The sequence below is a fragment of the Arthrobacter sp. UYEF20 genome (assembly GCF_040546335.1).
Lineage (GTDB): Bacteria > Actinomycetota > Actinomycetes > Actinomycetales > Micrococcaceae > Arthrobacter.
In genome coordinates this window covers 62,353-80,252 of record NZ_JBEPNP010000001.1, presented here as the reverse complement: position 1 = coordinate 80,252, position 17,900 = coordinate 62,353, and the positions used below count along the sequence as shown (strand labels likewise).

16 protein-coding genes and 1 pseudogene are annotated in these 17,900 nt (G+C 65.8%); 4 read left to right on the top strand and 13 right to left on the bottom strand.

The features are described 5' to 3' along the window. Positions 1-101: 101 nt before the first annotated feature. The gene (locus ABIB26_RS00410) at positions 102-1,304 is read right to left on the bottom strand and encodes a PucR family transcriptional regulator (protein WP_354238535.1); all 1,203 of its coding nucleotides are present in this window, start codon (positions 1,302-1,304) and stop codon (positions 102-104) included. Positions 1,305-1,403: 99 nt separating this feature from the next. On the opposite strand from ABIB26_RS00410, the gene ABIB26_RS00405 reads away from it, so the two are divergent. Next, positions 1,404-2,486, top strand: coding sequence for a ferredoxin reductase (locus ABIB26_RS00405; protein ID WP_354238533.1), 1,083 nt, complete (start codon positions 1,404-1,406; stop codon positions 2,484-2,486). A 13-nt stretch (positions 2,487-2,499) separates the two neighbouring features. Next, entirely contained in the window at positions 2,500-3,702 is a 1,203-nt protein-coding gene (locus ABIB26_RS00400) for a fatty acid desaturase family protein (protein WP_354238532.1), read from the top strand. A gap of 354 nt (positions 3,703-4,056) precedes the next feature. Here ABIB26_RS00400 and ABIB26_RS00395 read toward each other — a convergent pair. The 5 genes and pseudogenes from ABIB26_RS00395 to ABIB26_RS00375 all read right to left on the bottom strand — a co-directional run. After that, positions 4,057-4,371 (bottom strand): annotated as a pseudogene (locus ABIB26_RS00395) (class I SAM-dependent methyltransferase); the annotation flags it as partial. Between the two features lie 228 nt (positions 4,372-4,599). After that, positions 4,600-4,881: an aspartate racemase/maleate isomerase family protein gene (locus ABIB26_RS00390; RefSeq protein WP_502913603.1), complete on the bottom strand. Its 282-nt coding sequence runs from the start codon at positions 4,879-4,881 to the stop codon at positions 4,600-4,602. Between the two features lie 44 nt (positions 4,882-4,925). Further along, a complete protein-coding gene (locus tag ABIB26_RS00385) occupies positions 4,926-5,333 on the bottom strand; it encodes a maleate cis-trans isomerase family protein (RefSeq protein ID WP_354238529.1) in 408 nt (135 codons plus the stop codon). 7 nt (positions 5,334-5,340) lie between these two features. Continuing rightward, positions 5,341-6,057 carry a dihydroorotase gene (locus ABIB26_RS00380; protein WP_354238527.1) on the bottom strand — a complete coding sequence of 239 codons (717 nt, stop codon included), beginning with the start codon at positions 6,055-6,057 and terminating at the stop codon, positions 5,341-5,343. A gap of 53 nt (positions 6,058-6,110) precedes the next feature. Further along, positions 6,111-7,571 (bottom strand): purine-cytosine permease family protein, encoded by a 1,461-nt coding sequence (locus tag ABIB26_RS00375; protein ID WP_354238525.1) that lies wholly within the window; start codon positions 7,569-7,571, stop codon positions 6,111-6,113. 139 nt (positions 7,572-7,710) lie between these two features. Here ABIB26_RS00375 and ABIB26_RS00370 point away from each other — a divergent pair, with 139 nt between their 5' ends. After that, on the top strand, positions 7,711-8,712 hold the full coding sequence (locus tag ABIB26_RS00370; RefSeq protein WP_354238524.1) for a LacI family DNA-binding transcriptional regulator: 1,002 nt from the start codon (positions 7,711-7,713) through the stop codon (positions 8,710-8,712). 23 nt (positions 8,713-8,735) lie between these two features. Here the strand turns inward: ABIB26_RS00370 and ABIB26_RS00365 are convergent, their stop codons facing one another. From ABIB26_RS00365 to ABIB26_RS00335, 7 genes are all read right to left on the bottom strand, one after another. Then, positions 8,736-9,782 carry a 2-hydroxyacid dehydrogenase gene (locus ABIB26_RS00365; protein ID WP_354238522.1) on the bottom strand — a complete coding sequence of 349 codons (1,047 nt, stop codon included), beginning with the start codon at positions 9,780-9,782 and terminating at the stop codon, positions 8,736-8,738. Positions 9,783-9,802: 20 nt separating this feature from the next. Continuing rightward, on the bottom strand, positions 9,803-10,459 hold the full coding sequence (locus ABIB26_RS00360; protein WP_354238520.1) for a histidine phosphatase family protein: 657 nt from the start codon (positions 10,457-10,459) through the stop codon (positions 9,803-9,805). Then, on the bottom strand, positions 10,456-11,946 hold the full coding sequence (locus ABIB26_RS00355; RefSeq protein WP_354238518.1) for an FGGY-family carbohydrate kinase: 1,491 nt from the start codon (positions 11,944-11,946) through the stop codon (positions 10,456-10,458). The genes ABIB26_RS00360 and ABIB26_RS00355 overlap by 4 nt, the downstream gene beginning before the upstream one ends. Then, positions 11,943-13,571 (bottom strand): FGGY family carbohydrate kinase, encoded by a 1,629-nt coding sequence (locus tag ABIB26_RS00350; protein ID WP_354238516.1) that lies wholly within the window; start codon positions 13,569-13,571, stop codon positions 11,943-11,945. The genes ABIB26_RS00355 and ABIB26_RS00350 overlap by 4 nt, the downstream gene beginning before the upstream one ends. A gap of 48 nt (positions 13,572-13,619) precedes the next feature. Then, positions 13,620-14,876, bottom strand: coding sequence for a sugar ABC transporter permease (locus ABIB26_RS00345; protein ID WP_354238514.1), 1,257 nt, complete (start codon positions 14,874-14,876; stop codon positions 13,620-13,622). Then, positions 14,873-15,709, bottom strand: a complete 837-nt coding sequence (locus ABIB26_RS00340; protein WP_354238512.1) for an ATP-binding cassette domain-containing protein — start codon at positions 15,707-15,709, stop codon at positions 14,873-14,875. The genes ABIB26_RS00345 and ABIB26_RS00340 overlap by 4 nt, the downstream gene beginning before the upstream one ends. A gap of 75 nt (positions 15,710-15,784) precedes the next feature. Next, positions 15,785-16,870 (bottom strand): ABC transporter substrate-binding protein, encoded by a 1,086-nt coding sequence (locus tag ABIB26_RS00335; protein WP_354238510.1) that lies wholly within the window; start codon positions 16,868-16,870, stop codon positions 15,785-15,787. A 204-nt stretch (positions 16,871-17,074) separates the two neighbouring features. Between ABIB26_RS00335 and ABIB26_RS00330 the strand changes: the two genes are divergently transcribed. Continuing rightward, positions 17,075-17,893, top strand: coding sequence for a DeoR/GlpR family DNA-binding transcription regulator (locus ABIB26_RS00330; RefSeq protein WP_354238508.1), 819 nt, complete (start codon positions 17,075-17,077; stop codon positions 17,891-17,893). Positions 17,894-17,900 lie beyond the last annotated feature (7 nt).

Below are 17,900 nucleotides of genomic sequence, written 5' to 3'. Positions count from 1 at the left end.
CGGCTTGGCCTGGCGCCTGGCTAGTGGCGCCTGCTTAACGCCGCGCCTGCTCAGCGCCTGCGCCTGCCTAACGCCTGCGCTTGCTTAACGCCTGCGCTTGCTTAACGCCGTCCGGCGTGGAGCGCCAGCTCCAGCTCGAACCGCGCCTTCGGGTCCTCCAGGGTGTCACCGAACAGCTCGCGCAATTGCGCCGCCCGGTAGCCGACGGTCTGCGGATGGATGCCCAGCTCCGCCGCCACCGGGGCGCGCTGGCCCCAGTGGCGCAGCCAGGAGAGCAGCGTTTCCGCGAGCCGCTCGCGCTGGGCCGGGCGCAGCCCCTCCAGGGGCGCCAGCCGGCGGCTGGCCAGCTCGGCGATGGCCGAGGGTTCCGCGCCGAGAATCACCTGCGCCAGATGGTCGTCAGCCCAGATGGGCGGATCCTCCGGGCCGTCCCGCGGCGGCACCACCGACGCCGCGAGCACGGCGAGCCGCAGTGAATCGGGGACCTTCTCCCAGCCTCCGGCCGGCCCCACGGAGGCGCCTCGCCCCTGCAGCGCCTTTTCCAGGTTTGCCCGGGCGGTGCTGGACTGCTGTGCGGGAACCAGGGCGACGGCGTCGGTCTCGCGTTCGATCACCAGTGTTCCGGGCCCCAAACGCAAACGAAGCCCGGCCGCCCGGTCCAACGGCAAGGTCACCACCACCATCCGCTGGGGCAGCGACCAGTCCGCCAGGGCTGCCTTCTGGCGCAGGGCTGCCTCATCCGCCTGGCCCAGCAGGAGCAGATCCAGCAGCTCGGTGCGGCGCCGGTCCACCGCACCGGCTCGCTCGGACTGCTCAAAGGCGTAGGCCTCGGCGCTGACCGCGGACAGTTCGTCGATGTAGGCGAGGATCGACTCGCCCAGGTCCACCACGACGCTCTGGCCCAGGTGATGCTCCACGGATACACGGGACATCTCCCGGAACGTCACCCGGGCACCCATGCGGTAGGCGCTCAGCAGCGCGTCCATGCTCCGGCCCTGCCGGAACTCGCCGCTGCCCAGCCCCGCCACGAGCTGGCGGCTCTCCTCCGACAGTGCCGGCAGTCGGGTCCCGGGCAACTGCAGGAAGCGGTCCAGCGCGGCGGCCACCCCGCGCCGGAGGCCGCGGCCGAAGCGGCCCTCAATGGGCCGGGCATAGGCGGGCACCAGTTGCGGCACGGCGTCGATGATGGCCTCGACAATGCCCGGCATCATGGGCCTTAGCATATCGCTGACCTCCCGCGGCAGGGCCAGCCACGGCGGGTCATAGGCGGGGGTGGCGGGCTGTTCCATTGAGGAAGCGTTCATGTGCCACATCCATAAGGTTGTTGCGGACAGACAGTTTCTTAGACTCGATCGTATGCCTTGGGTGAAGAACTATGGCGCAATCTGACATAAGCTTGATGAATGATCCGGCTCCGTAAGCTGGCGCGCGCCGCATCTGTACTGACCACCCCCTTAGCTCCAGAAGACATTCTGGCGCTGTTCAACCCCGTGTTCTCCGCCCGCCAATTGCGCGGCGTGGTCACCAGGGTGGTTCCAGAAACGGCCGATTCCGCCACCATTTTCTTCCGTCCCGGCCGCGGCTGGCAAGCACACCTTGCCGGCCAGTGGGCCCGCATCGGCGTCGAACTCGACGGCGTCCGCCACTGGCGGTCCTACTCGCTCAGTGCCCCCGCGGGCCAGGACCCGGCCATTACCGTCACGGACATGGGCGCCGTCTCCGGCACCCTGGTGCGCAGCACCAAGCCCGGCGACGTGCTCTTCCTGGCACCCCCGCAGGGCGACTTCGTCCTGCCGGAACACCCGCGGCCGCTGCTGATGCTCACCGCCGGCAGCGGCATCACCCCGGTCATGTCGATGATCCGCACGCTCGTGCCGCACCGGCCCGACTCCGACGTGGTGCTCATCCACACCGCCCGGACTCCGGCGGACGCCATCTTCCGCGAGGAGCTGGCCGAACTCGCGGACCAGTTCCCCAACTTCCGCGTCACCCACTGGTTCACCGGAGAACGCGGACGGCTGGACTTCACGTCAGCCGACGCACTGGAACAGCTCTGCCCCGACTGGCGCCAGCGGGCAGCCTACGCCTGCGGCCCCGAAGGCTTCCTCGACGATGCCGAGGCGCTCTGGGAAGCCGAGATTGCGGAGTCCTCCGCCGGCGATGCCCAGGCGGCGGCCACCCTGACCATTGAACGCTTCAGCACCAAGCTGGCGGGCGGGGAGGGGCACGACGGCGGACTCGTCACCTTTGAGGCCTCCGACCGCGAGGTCGAGGCCGACGGCGACACGCCGCTGCTCGACGTCGGCGAGGATGCCGGCGTGCTGATGCCCAGCGGCTGCCGGATGGGCATCTGCCACAGCTGCCTGATCCCCCTCCGGGCCGGCCAGGTCCGTGACCTGCGCACGGACGAAGTCCACGGCGAGCCCGGCCAACTAATCCAGACGTGCGTTTCGGCAGCCGCCGGACCCGTTAACCTCGACCTCTAAGGAGTACCACCGCATGACGATTGTTTCCGACAAGCCGGACGTTTCCGGGGACGCTGCCACGGGTGACGCCGCCACGGCCAAAGTGACCGCTGCTGCGAGGACGCGGCCCGGCGCCCTCGCCGAGTCCGGCCACCCGTTGGTCCGTCCGGACGCCGCGGCGCACCTCTCTGACGAGCAGGTGGCCGAGCTGGGGCGCGAGCTCGACGCCATCCGCGACGAGGTCCTCGCCAAGCGCGGGGCGAGCGACGCGGCGTACATCCGCCGGGTGATTAAGGTCCAGCGCGGGCTCGAGATCACCGGCCGCGCGACGCTTCTGGTGAGCAAGCACAAAGCCGCCTGGGTCGCGGGCACGGCGATGCTCAGCTTTGCCAAGATCCTGGAAAACATGGAACTTGGCCACAACATCCTGCACGGCCAGTGGGACTGGATGCGGGACCCGGACATCCACTCCACCACCTGGGATTGGGACTTCGTCACCCCCACCCGCTCCTGGCAGCACACCCACAACGATCTGCACCACCGCTGGACGAACGTCGTGGGCAAGGACAATGACATCGGGTACAACCTGCTGCGCATGGATCCGTCCCAGGAATGGAAGCCCTTCAACCTGGGCAACCCGCTGTACAACGCAATCCTGGCACCGGTGTTCGAATGGGGGATCGCACTCTACGATCTTGAGTTGCCCGACTACAAAGAGGGCAAGAAGAGCAAAGAGGCCATGACCAGGGACCTCAAGGCGCTGGGGCTCAAGGCCCTGAAGCAGTTCGCCAAGGATTACGCCGCCACACCCGCAGTGGCCATGCTGACCGGTTCCGGCAAGCAGGCGCTTTATGGCACCCTGACCGCCAACGCGGTCCGGAACGTCTGGGCGCATGCGATTATCTTCTGCGGGCATTTCCCCGACGGCACCGACACCTTCACCGAAGAGATGGTCGAAGGCGAGACCCGTGGCGACTGGTACGTCCGCCAGATGATCGGATCCGCCAATATTTCCGGGTCCAAGTTCATGCACCTGATGAGCGGTAACCTCTCGCATCAGATCGAGCACCACCTCTTCCCGGACCTGCCGTCCAACCGCTACGCCGAGGTGGCCCCGAAGGTGCAGGAGATCTGCAAGCGCTACGGTCTGCCCTACACTACCGGGCCGCTGCTGAAGCAGGTCGGCTCCACCTGGGCCAAGGTCTTCAAGCTGGCCCTGCCGCCGAAAAAGGCGTAGGGGTCCGGGACACCGTCCCGGTGCCAGGGTAAAGATCGAAGAAGGGGGCACCTGCCGGTTCGGCAGGCGCCCCCTTCTTCGATTGCCGCCCTTTTTCCCGGCCTTGGCCGCCGCGCCAAGAATGTGGGCCACCTTCGGGTTACCGGGGAGGGCTGAAAAGCCGAAGCGCTCCAGATCCCGCATGGTGAGGCCGGCCCCGGCGATCGTGGCGGCGGTGTCGCGGTTCGGGTGACATCCGCCTGCCATCCGGCTCCACAGCGGCGTGACCAGGTCTTCGACCGCCGCAAGCACTCGGTGCGCCGAGCGGACGTGTTCATAGAACAGCAGCAGGCCGCCGGGTCGGAGTACCCGGATCGTCTCCGCCAGGACGGTGGGCTGGTCCGCCACGCTGCAGAGCACCAGGCTGGAGACGACGACGTCGATCGAGGCATCCGCCGCCGGCAACGATTCCGCCACGCCGTTTTGCACGGTGATGGGCACCGGGGCCCTGATTGCGGCGGCCAGCGCCAGCTCCCGGAGCGTTGGGTCGGGCTCGAGCGCGAGCACGCTCGTCACCGCGGAAGTGTAGAACGGGAACGTGGCCCCGTAGCCCGCCCCGATTTCGATGACGGCACCGTGCGCCACTTCCACGAGACGCCGGCGGTGCGCCGTTGCCCCGCGGGCGTCCATACGCGGGCCCACGCGGGCGAAGTGTTGCCCGAATGATGGATAACGGGAGTTGCAGTCTGGCATTGGCGTCCTTCCGGTCAGCGGGCCTCGGCGGGGTTGAGCTTCAGCCGCCGCAGCAGCTAGGTGTTGAGGGCCGCCACGATTGTGGAGGCGGACATCAGCGCGGCGCCAGCGACAGAGCGGACGACGCCGGCGAAGGCGAGCACCCCGGCAGCCAACGGCACGGAATTAGGAGGCGTCGGCCAGCAGCCTGCCCCACCTTGGTGCCAGCAATGGGGAACCGGCAAGTTTGAGGCAATGCCACAGGGTGACGGCTACCGAGTCCAGCACGGAGACTCCCGTGCCGGCCTCGATTTCCGCCGCGACGTTGGCACCGTAGAGGTTGGTGCATAGGTAGACCAGGGCGTCCGGTTTCGACACTGCAAGCTCCAGCGATCCCGGCCGCATCTCGTCATCCGTGACCCGGGCAAACGACTCGTTTTCGCTCAGCCCCAGGAACCGGTGACCCACCTTCTTGATGCCGTCCCGTTCGTAGGACGCCACGATGGCTTGGTTCACGTCTTCGGTGCAGGGGTGAACAGGCCGATCCGGTCGGTGCCGAACGACTTGAACGCCTCCATGTACGCAAGCGTGGATGTGGTGGCTGGGATGCCTGTGGCGTTGGTGATTTCGCTGACGAGTGTGCGATCGTGATCCGCTCCGAGCCAGGAGCCCGAAGTGCCGTTCCAGGCGATGACGTCCACATCGGCGGTTGCCAGCAGCTCTGCGGCAGACCGCATCACACTCGAATCGAATTGTTTGTCGGACGAATCGTCCAGGGCAATCCTTGTGACCGGGATCCGGGTGAAGTGGATCGTGACGTCGTCGCGGTCGCCAAGGATTCGGTAGCTTTGAGGTTCGAGGCAGGTGTTGGAGGACGGCACGATCATGCCGATGCGGGTCTTGCGTGTTGCGGATGGCATGTCGCTCCTAGAGGGTCGCCGGTACGGTGGGTGTGCTGTCTGCGGTGGCGGCCTGATGCTCTCGGAAGCCGTTTCGGGCCACAAAGCGGCCCACGGGTCCGGGATCATGGAAGCCGTCGCGGTCCACCACGATCCGCCCGGCCGAAACGACGACGGCGGGCCAACCGGTCAGCGTCCTCCCTTCGAAAGGCGAGAAGTCAGTACCCATGTGGAGAGCGCCGCCGTCGACCGTGCGTTCCTCGGCGGGGTCGAAGATGACGAGGTCGGCATCGAAGCCGGCGGCGATGGTTCCCTTGCCGGGGACGGCGTTGATCCTGGCTGGTCCGGCGGCGAAAACCTCCACGAAGTCCTCCACCCGGCCCTCTCCGCCGCTGGCCGAATCCATCATGGCCGTGAAGGCGACGGGCATGCGGGTTTCGACCCCCGGCAGGCCGTGTGGCATGGCGCGGATGTCGTCCGTGCGTTCCCGCTTCTGCGAGAGGTCGTAGCAGGAGTGGTCCGAGGCGATGGTGTGGATGGCACCGGCGGCCAGCCGGTCCTTGAGCGCGGCCACGGTTTCGGCGCTGCGCATCGGCGGGCAGCACGCGTACCACTCCGGAAACGCGCTGCCGTAGACGGAGTCGTCCAGGGTGAGGTAGTGCGGGCACGTCTCGGAGTAGGCCGCCAGGCCGCGGCTGCGGGCCTCGGCGACCAGATCCACCGCGGCGGGCGTTGATTGGTGCACAAAGTGTGTCCTTTGTGGGTCTTGGCCGGAGGCGAGGCTGCCGGGGGCTGGACTCAGTGACGCATGTGGCCCTCGGCCTCGCTCATCTCAAATTCCTTGCTCAGATCCGATGTCCGGTGGAGGAGGAGGTAGGCGACGGCCGCGACCGGCAGGCCGACGAAGACGGAGTAGTCGACGGCGCCGGCGGCGGCGGCGGCGGCGGCGATGAATCCTGTAAACGGTGCCGTGACCATGAAAGGGACCATCGCCAGCAGAGCGATGAGGTAGGAACCTATGCCCCGCCAGCCCCAGCGGCCGTAAATGCCGTCGGGATTGAAGATTTCGGAGACGACGTAGCGGCCCTTCCGGACGAAAAAGTAATCGATGAGATTGATGGCGGTCCAGGGAGTGAACAGGTATGCGAGGAAGATCAGGACGTTGCTGAAGAACGCGTTGAAATTGTCGATCCCGACGAACTGGCTGATGACGAAGACGATGGTGCCCATGACCAGAATCGAGAGCACACGGATGGCACGGGTCGGCCGGATACGTGTGAATGAGTCAACGATCGAGATCAACGCGAGGCTTCCGCCGTACTGGTTGATGACCATGATCGACAGGACGCCAAGGAACAGAAACGAAACGCCTATGACGCCGAACCCGGGGAAGAGCCTGTCACCCAGGGCGATGAAGGCGCTGACAGGGTCAGAACCCGGCGAAACGGCAGCCACGACGGCGCCAAGAACGAAAACCCAGACTGAAGAGATCACGCTTGGCGCGTAGGTCCACCAGAAGGTGGCTTTGACGCCCACGGTCGCCGGCAAGTAGCGCGAGTAGTCGGAAACGTAGGGTGCCCAGCCCAGCTGGAATCCGGCAACGATCACGAAGACGGTCATGAACGGGGCCAGCTCGAAGTTGCCCGGCGCCAAGACCTCCACAGGGAGCGCATTCGAACCCAAAGCTATGCCGGTGAATACCACTAGAACGGCGACCATAGGCCAGGTCAGCCACTTGTTGATGCGGTGGATCGCCTTGTAGCCGTAGATCGCCATCACGGCGGCGACCGCTGTTGCTATGAGATACCCCGCCGTCGCGTTGATGCCGGTTATCTGCTGGGCGGCGCCGCCGGAAAGAAGTGCGTCCGACGTGTTGTACGCGACGTAGTTGATGAACGCGAAGATCAGCACCGTTACGGCCGAGCCCAGGTATCCGAACTGCGGGCGGGACTGCACCAGCTGCGGCAACCCGAGCTGAGGTCCCTGAGCGGAATGAAGGGCCATAAAGAAAGTACCGAAGAGCGAGCCCAGCACGGTAGCCATGATTGTCCAGAACAGCGACGCTCCGATGGACAACGTTGCCACCCCGGTGGCTATGCCTACGAGGTTGACACTGCTCACAAACCAGATGGGTCCGAGGTCGCGGACCTTGCCGAAGCGCTCGGAATGCGTCACGAAGTCTATGGAGCGGGTCTCGATCTTGGAGCCCGGCTGAGTTAGAGCAGTCGCCACTGACTGCGGGGAAGTTTTGATTGCCATGGAAGAACCTCTTCAGAAATCTGCGGGAACGATTCCGCAATCATGGCGGTGCGGGAACGATTCCGCAATAGTTTTGGCCAAAATTACCCTGCGGCCAAGGTGCCTGCTGGGGCCGGTTCTGACTGCTAAAGTCCCAAGTATGCAATCGCGTGCGGCCGTGACCATCCTCGACATCGCCCGGGAGGCGAAGGTTTCCCGTACCACGGTTTCAGCCGCACTTGGCAGCACGGGCCGGGTGTCCGGAGCGACGAGGGAACATGTCCGGGCGGTGGCCACGCAACTCGGATATGCCCCGAACCAGGCGGCACGGAATCTCCGCCGCAGCCGGACCGGAGCGATCGGCCTGCACCTCCCCGAAAAGGTGACCGGCCTCGCGTATTACATGGACTTCACCTTTGGAGTGGTGGACAGAGCCAGCGAGGATGACGTTGCCGTCGTCCTGACGTCCTCGTCGGCTCATTCGTCCGCGCTTACGGCAAAGATTACGGACGGAATCGTCGCCGTGGATCTCATCGACGGGGACCCCATTATCGGGGACCTTGAATCCCGGAATATCCCTCTTGTGACAGGCGAACACGGGCGCCAGGCGGTCGGCAGAAACGGCGGAACAGTCTGGTCGGACCACCGTTCCAGCATGCTGGAACTGCTGGACCACCTTTACCTTAGGGGCAGCAGGCGTCCGGCTTTCCTGGGGCCGGGAAGATCCAGTGACTGGGGCCGCTCCCTCCATCGCGGTTACCTGGAGTGGTGCACAAGACACGGGGTCCAGCCCAATGCGGCCGATCTGGCCTTCAACGCGACCGCTGCCGACGTGCGGGAAAAATCCCTGAAGCTGCTGCGTGTCGATCCGCGCCCGGACGCAATAGTCTGTGCACCGGACGGCTCGGCGATCGGGGTCCTGACAGCGGCGGCGGAATGCGGCCTGACCCCCGGCGAAGATCTCCTGGTCGCATCCTGCGTCGACAGCTCGGTTATGCAAATGGCCAGCCCGCAAATTACATCAATAGAGCTTTCCCCGCGCGAGATGGGACAGCGCTGTGCGGACATGCTCATTCGCCTGATCCAGGAGCCAGGTACCGGCCCCTGGGACGAGGAGCACCCCACAATGCTCAACGTCAGAGCTTCCACACGGCCCATCTGACGACGAACACTTTTGGGGCGCGGTTATCTGTTGGCTGGGCGGAGGGCTTCGGGGTTGGCGCAGTGGGCCAGGGGTTCCCCGCGGAGGTACCGTCCGACGTCTCCGGCGACGATCGTTGCGGCTTTGGCAGCCGTTTGTTTACTGGCGCCGGCCAGGTGGGGGGTCATGACGATGTTGCGGGTGGTGAGGAGGCGCGAGCCTGCGGGGATGGGCTCTTCGGGAAATACGTCGAATGCGGCCCCGAACAGGTGGCCTGAGTCGAGGGCATCGCACAGGGCGTCGTAGTCCAGCAGCGCCCCGCGGGCACAGTTGATGATGATGGACCCCGCGGGCATCGCGGCGATCTGTGCGGCGCCGATCATTTTGGTGGTCTCCGGGGTAACGCGGGCGTGCAGGCTTACCACCAGGCTGCGGGAGAGCAGTTCGTCCAGTCCCACCATTTCGGCGTTTCCTGCCAGGAGGTCGGCGGTGACGTAGGGGTCGTGGACCAGGACCTCAGCGCCGAAACCCTTGAGCATCCGCGCTACGCGGCTGCCGATGGCACCGTAGCCAACGAGGCCGATTGTGCTGCCCTCAAGCTCGGGACCGACGTTGTCGTACGTGTAGTAGTCGCCCCGCCAGGTTCCGGCGGACAGATCGGCGTTGGTCTGGGGTATGCGGCGGATGGCTGCCAGCATCATGCCCAGGGTGTGTTCGGCGGTGGCGGCGGCGTTGCGTCCGGGTGCGGACGTGACGGCAACCCCGTGGCGGGTGGCCGCTTCCAGATTTGCGTTGACCGGTCCGCCGCGGCTGATGCAGAACAGTTTCAGGTCCGGGCAGGCCTGGAGGATCTTTTCGGTCAGCGGCGCCATCTGCGTGATGCAGATTTCGACGCCCCGGAGCGACTCGATCAGCTGTTCTTCGGTTCCGGAGGCTTCGTCCACTTCGGCGACCGGGCCAAACGGGGTCAGCGGCCACGGAAGCGTCATTTCGGTGAATTCGACGCCGGCCGGCACTTCGCGTTCTACGGCGTCGATGAGGAGGCGGTTCAGGACGAAGTGGTCTCCTGCGGCGAGGATGCGGGTTGTCATGTGGAACTCCTAGGTTCTGGTCAGGATGCCGCGGACGCAGCAGATGGTCTGGCTGCGGATGGTTCAGTCAGCGGCCCGGCGGCTGCGTTGTATTCGAGGAGGCCGGCCTGTTGGCCCTGAAGACGGATCGTGGTCAGGGCGCAGTTGCCGAGGGAGGGGAAAACCCGCCGGTATTCGCCGAGGGGGATACCCAGGAGCCGGCAGAGAGTGAGCCGGATGGCCGTGGTGTGGGCGACGACCAGGACACGGCCGTCCGGCTGTTCCTCCGCTATGTCGTACAGACACTGCACGAACCGTTCAGCGGCCTTGAAAGGGTCTTCGCCGCCGGGCAGCGGGGACGCGGCGGGGTCGGTTTGAAAGGCTTTGCGGGCCTCGGGGAATTTGGCTTCCATCTCGGCACCGGTCATGCCCTCTCCGTCGCCGAAGTCGAGCTCGCGCAGCCGCGGGTCGATCTTAAGTTCGTGGCCTGTGGCCTCGGCACAGCCTTCGGCGGTCCGGCGGGCCCGGCTGAGGTCCGAGGCCCAGATACCTGTCAGTCCCGCGGTTTCCGCCCAACGGGCGAGTCGGGACGCCTGTTCCAGGCCGCGGGGCGTCAGGTCGACGTCGCTGCGGCCGGCGTACCGGTTTTCCGCGTGCCAGATGGTCTCGCCGTGCCGGACGAGGATGAGATCGGTCATGCGTTTGTCCTTTCACGTGCGTGTGCGGCGACGGCTTCCGGGAGCCAGCCGCGTTGTTCGAGCTCCCCGACCAGGTTCAGGTAGGAGGCGTCGTACGTGCCGGTGGATCCGTCACGGGGATCGATGGTCCGGCGCATCCGCACCATCTCCGCGGCCACGTCGGCGGTCTGTCGGCCCGGGGAGGCCGCGAGGACGGCCATGCCCAGCGCCGGCTCCGCGTTCTGCGGCAATGTCACGGGACGGCCCAGGATGTCGGCGCGCAGCTGGCACCAGTACTCGCTTTTGGTGGCTCCGCCCGTGAGGATCAGCTCACCGTGCAGGGGCGCGCCCAGGAGGTCGAGGTAGTCGAAGCAGAGCCGTTCGATGTAGGCGATGCCCTGCAGGACCGCGGCGTACCGTTCGCCATCGATGGCGGGGGTCCCGAGGATGAATCCTTCCGCTCCGGGGGCGAGGAAAGGGAAGCGTTCACCGCGGGACACGAGCGGGTAGGCGAGGACGCCTGCGGGTTCATAGGTTCTGGCCTGACGCTCAAGCTGGGCCAGGTCCTGGCCGGAGAAGTCCCGGCTGATGGCGCCGGCTCCGGTGCTGGAGGCGCCCCCGGGGAGCCAGTCTCCGTTGGGGGCCTTATGTGAATAGACGACGCCCAGGGGGTCCTGGATCAGGTCCCGGGTGACGCCTTTGAGTACCAGTGTTGTGCCGAGTACGGAGTTCCAGCTGCCGACTTTCAGTGCTCCGGCGCCGAGCTGCGCGGCGCAGCCGTCGGTGGCACCGGCGATGACCGGGGTGCCTGCGGGGATGCCGGTGGCCGCGGCAGCCGCGCTGCTGACGGACCCGATCCGGGTGCCCATGCGGACGAGGTCCGGGAGGATCGTCAGGGGGACACCGAGGTTCTCCATGAGTTCCTCGGGCCACTTTTCCTGAATGAGGTGTGCCCCTGTTTTGAGGGCATTGCTCAGGTCGGTGGGGACGTCATGACCGGTGAGCTGGCGGTTGATGAAGTCGTTCTGATGGGCCAGCCGGGCGCCGGGGACTTTGTCCTGATGCTCGCGCAGCAGCCAGAGTAGCTTCGGCAGGGCCCACGCCGGCTGCATCCGCTGGTAGCCCAGTTCGCCCCAGACGTCGGCCCCGGCATTGTTGACGCGGGCGGCCTCCGCTGCGGCGCGTCCGTCGTCGTACATGAGCCCCGGCGTCAGGGGCCGTCCGTCCCGGTCCATGAGCAGGATGGTGCCGGAAGTCGCGTCGACGGCAACGCCCCGTACCGCCGCTGCGGGTGCGTCCCGGAGCGCCTCAGAGGAGGCGCCGGCGACCGCCTCCCACCATTGTTCCGGGTTCTGCTCGTGGCGGGCGCCGTCCCGGTGGCTGGTGAGCGGGCGGCTGCCGGAACCGAGCACCGTACCGGATCCGGTGACGGCAAGGACGCGGACGCTTTGGGTTCCCAGATCGATTCCAACCCACACGTCGTCGATGGCGTTTGGCTGGTCTTTCATATGCTTCTCTCCGGCCCGTGACTGGTTCGCGGCTGGATGGTTCGCCGCGCGGCGACGGGGGGCGGTGGGGCCCCGGGGGAGTCGCCAGGGGGCGCGGGGTTGTGGGCCGGTACCGTGTCCGGCCGGCTGTTTTCAATGGAGCGCTGCCGCATCATGGCCAGCCGGGGCCAGGCCTGGCTGGCCACGTGCCGCAGGGCCAGGAAGTCTTCGTAGAGTCCGCTGTAGAAGGCCGCCCGGGTTGGTTCCGGTGTGAAAGTGTCCCGGATCCGTATATACGAGGGGGCTGCTTCCTGCACGCTGCCGGCGCGGCCGGTGGCGACGAGTCCGATCAGGAATGCACCTTTGGCTCCGACCTCGGTGTCCTTGGACCTGAGCACCGGGATGCCGGTGACGTCGGCGATCATCTGCAGCCACGGGGCGCTGGCTGCTCCTCCGCCGCATACCCGCAGTTCCGTGGGGGAGTCTCCGGAGGCGGTGAGGCAGTCCCGGATGACCAGGGTGAGTCCTTCCAGAACAGCCTTGGCGATGTGTTCGCGCCGGTGTTCGAAGGACATCCCCAGGAAGGTCCCCCGCGCCAGCGGATCCAGGAATGGCGCCCGCTCACCCGCGGGGGAAAAGTACGGCAGGAACATCAGACCCCCCGCGCCGGGACCGCACGTGGAGGCTAATTGCGTGAGCGCGTCAGGGTCTTGGATTCCCAGCAGTTCACAGGCCCATTGGATGACCTCGCCGCCGGCGAGTGTGGGGAAGGAGCGAAGGATCAGTCCCGGCAGTCCCGGGGCAATGTTCAGGCCGGCGGCAGGGTCGCTGATCCGGACCTGGTCGGTGATGATCTCGGTGCACAGTGTTGTGCCCAGGATGCAGCAGGCCTGGCCGGGAGTGACGGCGCCGACGCCGATAGCGGTGGAGGCTATGTCGTAGGAGGACATCACGACCGGCAGCCCGGCCGGAAGGCCGAGAAGTGCCCCGGCGTGAGCGGTGAGCTCCGCTGCTCGATGGTGGTCGTCGCGGATGGGCGGCAGCAACGCCTGTGCCCATTCCATGTCGTAGAGGCGCAGCAGCTCCGGGGAGTACTGGCGGGTGTGGATGTCCATGAAGGGGGCGGCCGCGTCGGACTCGTCGATCGCGAATTCGCCGGTCATTTGGGCGAAGATCCATCCTCCGCAGGTCAGGGACGCGTGCGAGCGGTCGAGCCGGTCCGGATCGTTTTGCCGCAGCCAGCTGAGGATGACGTTGGGCATTCCCGAGGATGTCAGCGAACCGTTGATGGGGAAGGCCCGTTCAAGGACCCCGGCGTGCGTCCAGGCAGAGAGGATGTCCACGCCGCGGCCGTCGTTCCACAGGATGGCCGGACCTGTGGGCGCCCCGTCGGAGGCGACGAGCCACGCGCCGTCGCCCTGGGCGGTGATGGCCAGGTAGTCGACTTCGGATTGGAGCCGGGCGACGACGCCGCGGACGGTGAAGACCACGGCGTCCCAGACCGATTGCATGTCCTGCTCCGCCCAGCCCGGCTGCGGGCGGGCCAAGGCTGTGGCCTGGCGGACGACCACGACCTCGACCCCGTCCTGGTCGTACCCGACTGCTTTGATCATCGTGGTGCCGGCATCAACGCAGATGACCGCCATGTCCGATCCTTCCTTCTTGCTGTGGATGTGTGGCCCGCAGGTTGCGGGTCAGGCCCTGCCGTGCGAGGTGCGGGAGCGGCGGGAGACGGAGTCGAGCATGACGGCCAGCAGCAGGACGACGCCGGTGACCATGAACCGGAACGAGGAGTCCAGGTTCAGCAGGGTCAGTCCGCTGGATATTGACTGGATGACGACGATGCCCAGAAGGGCGGAGAAGGCGCTTCCCCGGCCGCCGAAGAGGCTGGTGCCGCCGATGACGGCGGCGGCGATGGCGTTGAGGTTGACGTCTCCGCCGCCGCTGCCCTGGTTGGCTGCGGCCAGGCGTGCCGCGGCCAGCAGTCCGCCGACGGCTGCCAGGGTGGAGCAGGTGACGAAGACCGAGGTGTAAACGGCTTTGACGTTGATGCCCGCCCGGCGGGCCGCTTCGGCGTTGCCTCCGACTGCGTAGACTGACCGTCCCCATTTGGTCCGCTTCAGCAGGTAGTTCATCGCCAGTATCAGGGCGATGAAGAAGACGAACATCCAGCCCACACCCCGTGTCTGGTTCAGGTACCAGACGACCAATCCCAGGACCAGCAGCAGCAGGACGCTGCGGGGGATCATGCTCTGCAGCGGCATCGATGACAGCCCAGCGGTCCGCCGGGCACGGGCGTGGAGATAGTCGGTGGCGAACAGGCCGCCGGCCGCTGCGACGACGAGGACATAGGAAAGCCACGGCGGCACGAAGGCGAGCTGGGCGAAGTACACGAGGGCCGAATCGAAGGGAAGGTTGATGGACCCCTTGGCTCCGAGAACGTACAGCTGCAGGCCCAGGAACCCCAGCAGGCCGGCGAGCGTGATGACGAAGCTGGGCACACCGAAACGGTTGAAGATCTGCCCATAGACCCAGCCGATGACCGCGCCCAGGGCCACCGTGGCCAGGACGGACAGCCAGACCGGCCAGCCCATATTGACCGCGGTCACGGCGACTACGGCCGCGGACAGTCCGCTGACGGAACCGACGGACAGATCGATCTGCGCGACGAGGAGGACACCGACGATGCCGAGCGCGATGATTCCGACCGCAGAGCTTTCCATGCTCAGGTTCACCAGGTTGGCGCTGGAAAGGAAGATCGGGTTCAGGCTTTGAAGGATGGCCCAGATGACGATGAGTCCGGCCACGACCGGCAGGACACCAAGGTCTCCGGATCGTGTCCTGTCCACGAAGGCCCTGAATTGTCCGGAGAGTCCGGTGCGGTCCTGAAGCCGTTCATCCTGCAGGTCCAGCGGCCGGATAGGGGTCGCGGGTGCGGTATTGCTGTTCATTGTGCCAGGTTCTCCTCGCTGGGTGTGGCAGGTCCGGGTGTTCCGCGTGCGGCGGACCGGCGGGAAACGACGTTGTCCGTCGCACCGGTAATGGCGGCGATGACGTCTTCCGTTGAGACGTCGCTGACGCGGAAGTCGCCGTTGTTGCGGCCAAGCCGGAGCACGGCGACGCGGTCGGCGACCGCCTGCACATCGGCCATGTTGTGACTGATCATGATGACGCCGTGCCCTCGTTCGCGCAGCCGCTCCACCAGGTTCAGTACTTCAGCGGTCTGGGCTACCCCGAGGGCGGCGGTGGGCTCGTCCAGGATGACGATTTTGGGATCCCCGAGAAGGGACCGTGCGATGGCCACTGTTTGCCTTTGCCCGCCCGAGAGGGAGGCGACCGGTGTGCGCAGCGAGGGAATCTTGGCAGAGAGCTGTTTCAGCAGCTCCCACGACCGGGTTTCCATTTCGACTTCGTTCAGCCGCAGCGGTGAGATCTCGCGGCCAAGGAACAGGTTGTCGACGACGGTGAGATTGTCGCAGAGGGCAAGGTCCTGGAAGACGGTGGCGATGCCCAGGTGCAGGGCTGCCATCGGAGTGGGGATGGTCACTTCGTTGCCCTCGAAGGCGATGGTCCCCGAATCGGGGCCATGCACTCCGGAGAGCACTTTGACCAGTGTTGATTTGCCGGCACCGTTATCCCCGACGATGGCCACGACCTCTCCCGCAGCCACGTCCAGATCGATGTCCATGAGAGCGGCGACGGCGCCGAAGGATTTATTGATGCCGCGCAAAGCCAGCAGCGGGTTTCCGGTCCCGTCACCGGGTGAGTTGGGTGTTGAAGACATGTGATCCTCTAAGCAGTAATCGTTGTTCATACGGCGGATCGATGCCCCGCCGAACGGGCGGGGCACCTTTCCCTGTTATTTGATGCCGGCCTTGGCGCAGGCTGCGGCGTACGTGGAGGTGCACAGGTCGGAGGCCTTCAGGATGCCGCTCTTCACCAGCGATTCGTTGAGGTTGTCGATGGTTACCACGGTCGGGACGAACAGCTCCGACGGGGTGTCAAACAAGGTGGTCTTGCCCTCGGGCTTTTCGCCCTTGGCAAACTTGTAGGCGACGTCAGCGGCCGCTTCGGCGACAATCTTGATGGGTTTGGAGATGGTGTTGTACTGGTCCCCGGCGATGATCCGCTGGGCCGCTGCAAGCTCGGCGTCGTTGCCCGTCACCGGAGGTACCGGGTTGACGCCGGCCGCCTTGAAGGCGGCAATCGCGCCGCCGCCGGTGCCGTCATTGGCTGCGACAACACCCGCGATCTGTCCCTGGAACTGGGTGATCTGGCCGCTGACCCAATCCTGGGCCTTGGTCGGTTCCCAGCCGGGGGTGTCGAACTCGGCCAGCAGCTTCAAACCGCTGGAGTCCACCGCGGTGTGGATGCCCTTCTTAATCAACCCGGCGGCCGCATCCGTAGGGGAGCCGTTGACCTGGAGCAGCCCGCCTTTCGCATTAGTTTGCTTCAGGTGGTCCACCAGCGACTGGGCGATGAGGGAACCGATCTTCTCATTGTCAAAGGACACGTAGTAGCTGGCCGGAACCGAAGGGATTGGCCGGTCATAGGCGATGACCGGAACGTTCTGTGCCTTGGCTGTGTTGACGATGGTGGCCGCCGCCGCCGAGTCAACAGGGTCGATCACGATCGCCTTTACCCCCTGGGCAAGGGCTGAGTTCGCCTGCTCCTGCTGCTTAGCGGCGCTGGCGTTGGCATTGGAGTAAATGACCGAACAACCCGAACACAGGGACTTGATCTTGGCCTCGAACAGCGGCTTGTCGAACAGTTCATACCGGGTCGAGGCGATGTCCGGCATCAGGAACGCGATCTTGGCGTTCGACGCGTCACCGCCGGCACCGGCGCCGCCCGTGCCCTGTGGTGTGGAACAGCCCGCCAGGGCCGCCACTGCTGCCATGGCCGCCAAAGCAACGGCGGCCGCACGGGTGTAGAAGTTCTTCATTGAATTCCCTTTCTCGGGGTGAGCTGTACGGCGTGCGATCATCCCGGCCGCTGCCGATGTGATAAGAGTAACAGAAATAATGTGAATTCGACCACTAAAGTTGGTACACTTTTCACAACGGCGGACGGGATATCCTGAACGGATGCCCAGCCGCAATGAACCCCGACAGGTGCCGGGAACGATACCCAAGGCGAAGGCGAGCCGATGAACGAGACGACTGCTTTGAAGAAACCCCGGGCACGCCGCCAGCAGAAACTCGTCGAGCACGTGGTCGGAGCGGGGTTCGCCACTGCCGCCGAACTGGCAGCCCTCGCCGGCGTCAGCCTCATGACCGTTCACCGCGACATCGACGACCTGGCCGGGCGCGGAGTTCTCCGCAAAGTCCATGGAGGAGTTTCCGCGCTGCCGTCAACCGTGTTCGAAGCCAGCTCCGAAATCCGCATGCAGATGCAGGCCCAGGCCAAGACCGCCCTGGCCCACAAGGCGCTGGAGTTCGTAGAGGCCGGCATGTCCGTCATGCTCGACGACTCCACAACCGTTCTCGCGCTGGCACGCCTGCTGAACAAGACCGGCCCCCTGACCGTCCTCACGAACTACCGACAGGTCCTCGAAGTCCTGCGCGAGAATGACGACATCCGTCTCATCGTCATCGGCGGCCAGTACTCCCGGACACACGACTCGTTCATCGGACTTCCTACCGACAGCTCTGTGAACTCCTACGCCGTGGACATAGTGTTCCAGTCAACCTCGACCATGGGGTCCGAGATGACCTACCACCAGGAACAGGACATTGTCTTCATGAAGCGCGCCATGCTCAAAGCAGGCACCAGGCGCATCCTCATGATGGACGGAAGCAAAGTGGGCAGGACGTCCCTGCACCATTTCGTCCCCGTCAGCGATTTCACAGACGTCATCCTGACTGACGACGTACCCGCCCAGGACCGGGACGCCATCGCAGCGAACTGTAAGGTGCATATCGCCCCCCTCGCCCCTCACAGGCCGGCGCACTCAGAAGTTCAGTAGGGACACC

Bases quoted from the DNA above. Each gene is read 5' to 3' on its own strand.
- ABIB26_RS00345 (WP_354238514.1), bottom strand. From the start codon at position 14,876: ATGAACAGCAATACCGCACCCGCGACCCCTATCCGGCCGCTGGACCTG.
- ABIB26_RS00405 (WP_354238533.1), top strand. From the start codon at position 1,404: ATGATCCGGCTCCGTAAGCTGGCGCGCGCCGCATCTGTACTGACCACC.
- ABIB26_RS00400 (WP_354238532.1), top strand. From the start codon at position 2,500: ATGACGATTGTTTCCGACAAGCCGGACGTTTCCGGGGACGCTGCCACG.
- ABIB26_RS00350 (WP_354238516.1), bottom strand. From the start codon at position 13,571: ATGGCGGTCATCTGCGTTGATGCCGGCACCACGATGATCAAAGCAGTC.
- ABIB26_RS00385 (WP_354238529.1), bottom strand. From the start codon at position 5,333: ATGCCATCCGCAACACGCAAGACCCGCATCGGCATGATCGTGCCGTCC.
- ABIB26_RS00410 (WP_354238535.1), bottom strand. From the start codon at position 1,304: ATGAACGCTTCCTCAATGGAACAGCCCGCCACCCCCGCCTATGACCCG.
- ABIB26_RS00360 (WP_354238520.1), bottom strand. From the start codon at position 10,459: ATGACCGATCTCATCCTCGTCCGGCACGGCGAGACCATCTGGCACGCG.
- ABIB26_RS00330 (WP_354238508.1), top strand. From the start codon at position 17,075: ATGAACGAGACGACTGCTTTGAAGAAACCCCGGGCACGCCGCCAGCAG.
- ABIB26_RS00365 (WP_354238522.1), bottom strand. From the start codon at position 9,782: ATGACAACCCGCATCCTCGCCGCAGGAGACCACTTCGTCCTGAACCGC.
- ABIB26_RS00335 (WP_354238510.1), bottom strand. From the start codon at position 16,870: ATGAAGAACTTCTACACCCGTGCGGCCGCCGTTGCTTTGGCGGCCATG.
- ABIB26_RS00375 (WP_354238525.1), bottom strand. From the start codon at position 7,571: ATGGCAATCAAAACTTCCCCGCAGTCAGTGGCGACTGCTCTAACTCAG.
- ABIB26_RS00340 (WP_354238512.1), bottom strand. From the start codon at position 15,709: ATGTCTTCAACACCCAACTCACCCGGTGACGGGACCGGAAACCCGCTG.
- ABIB26_RS00355 (WP_354238518.1), bottom strand. From the start codon at position 11,946: ATGAAAGACCAGCCAAACGCCATCGACGACGTGTGGGTTGGAATCGAT.
- ABIB26_RS00370 (WP_354238524.1), top strand. From the start codon at position 7,711: ATGCAATCGCGTGCGGCCGTGACCATCCTCGACATCGCCCGGGAGGCG.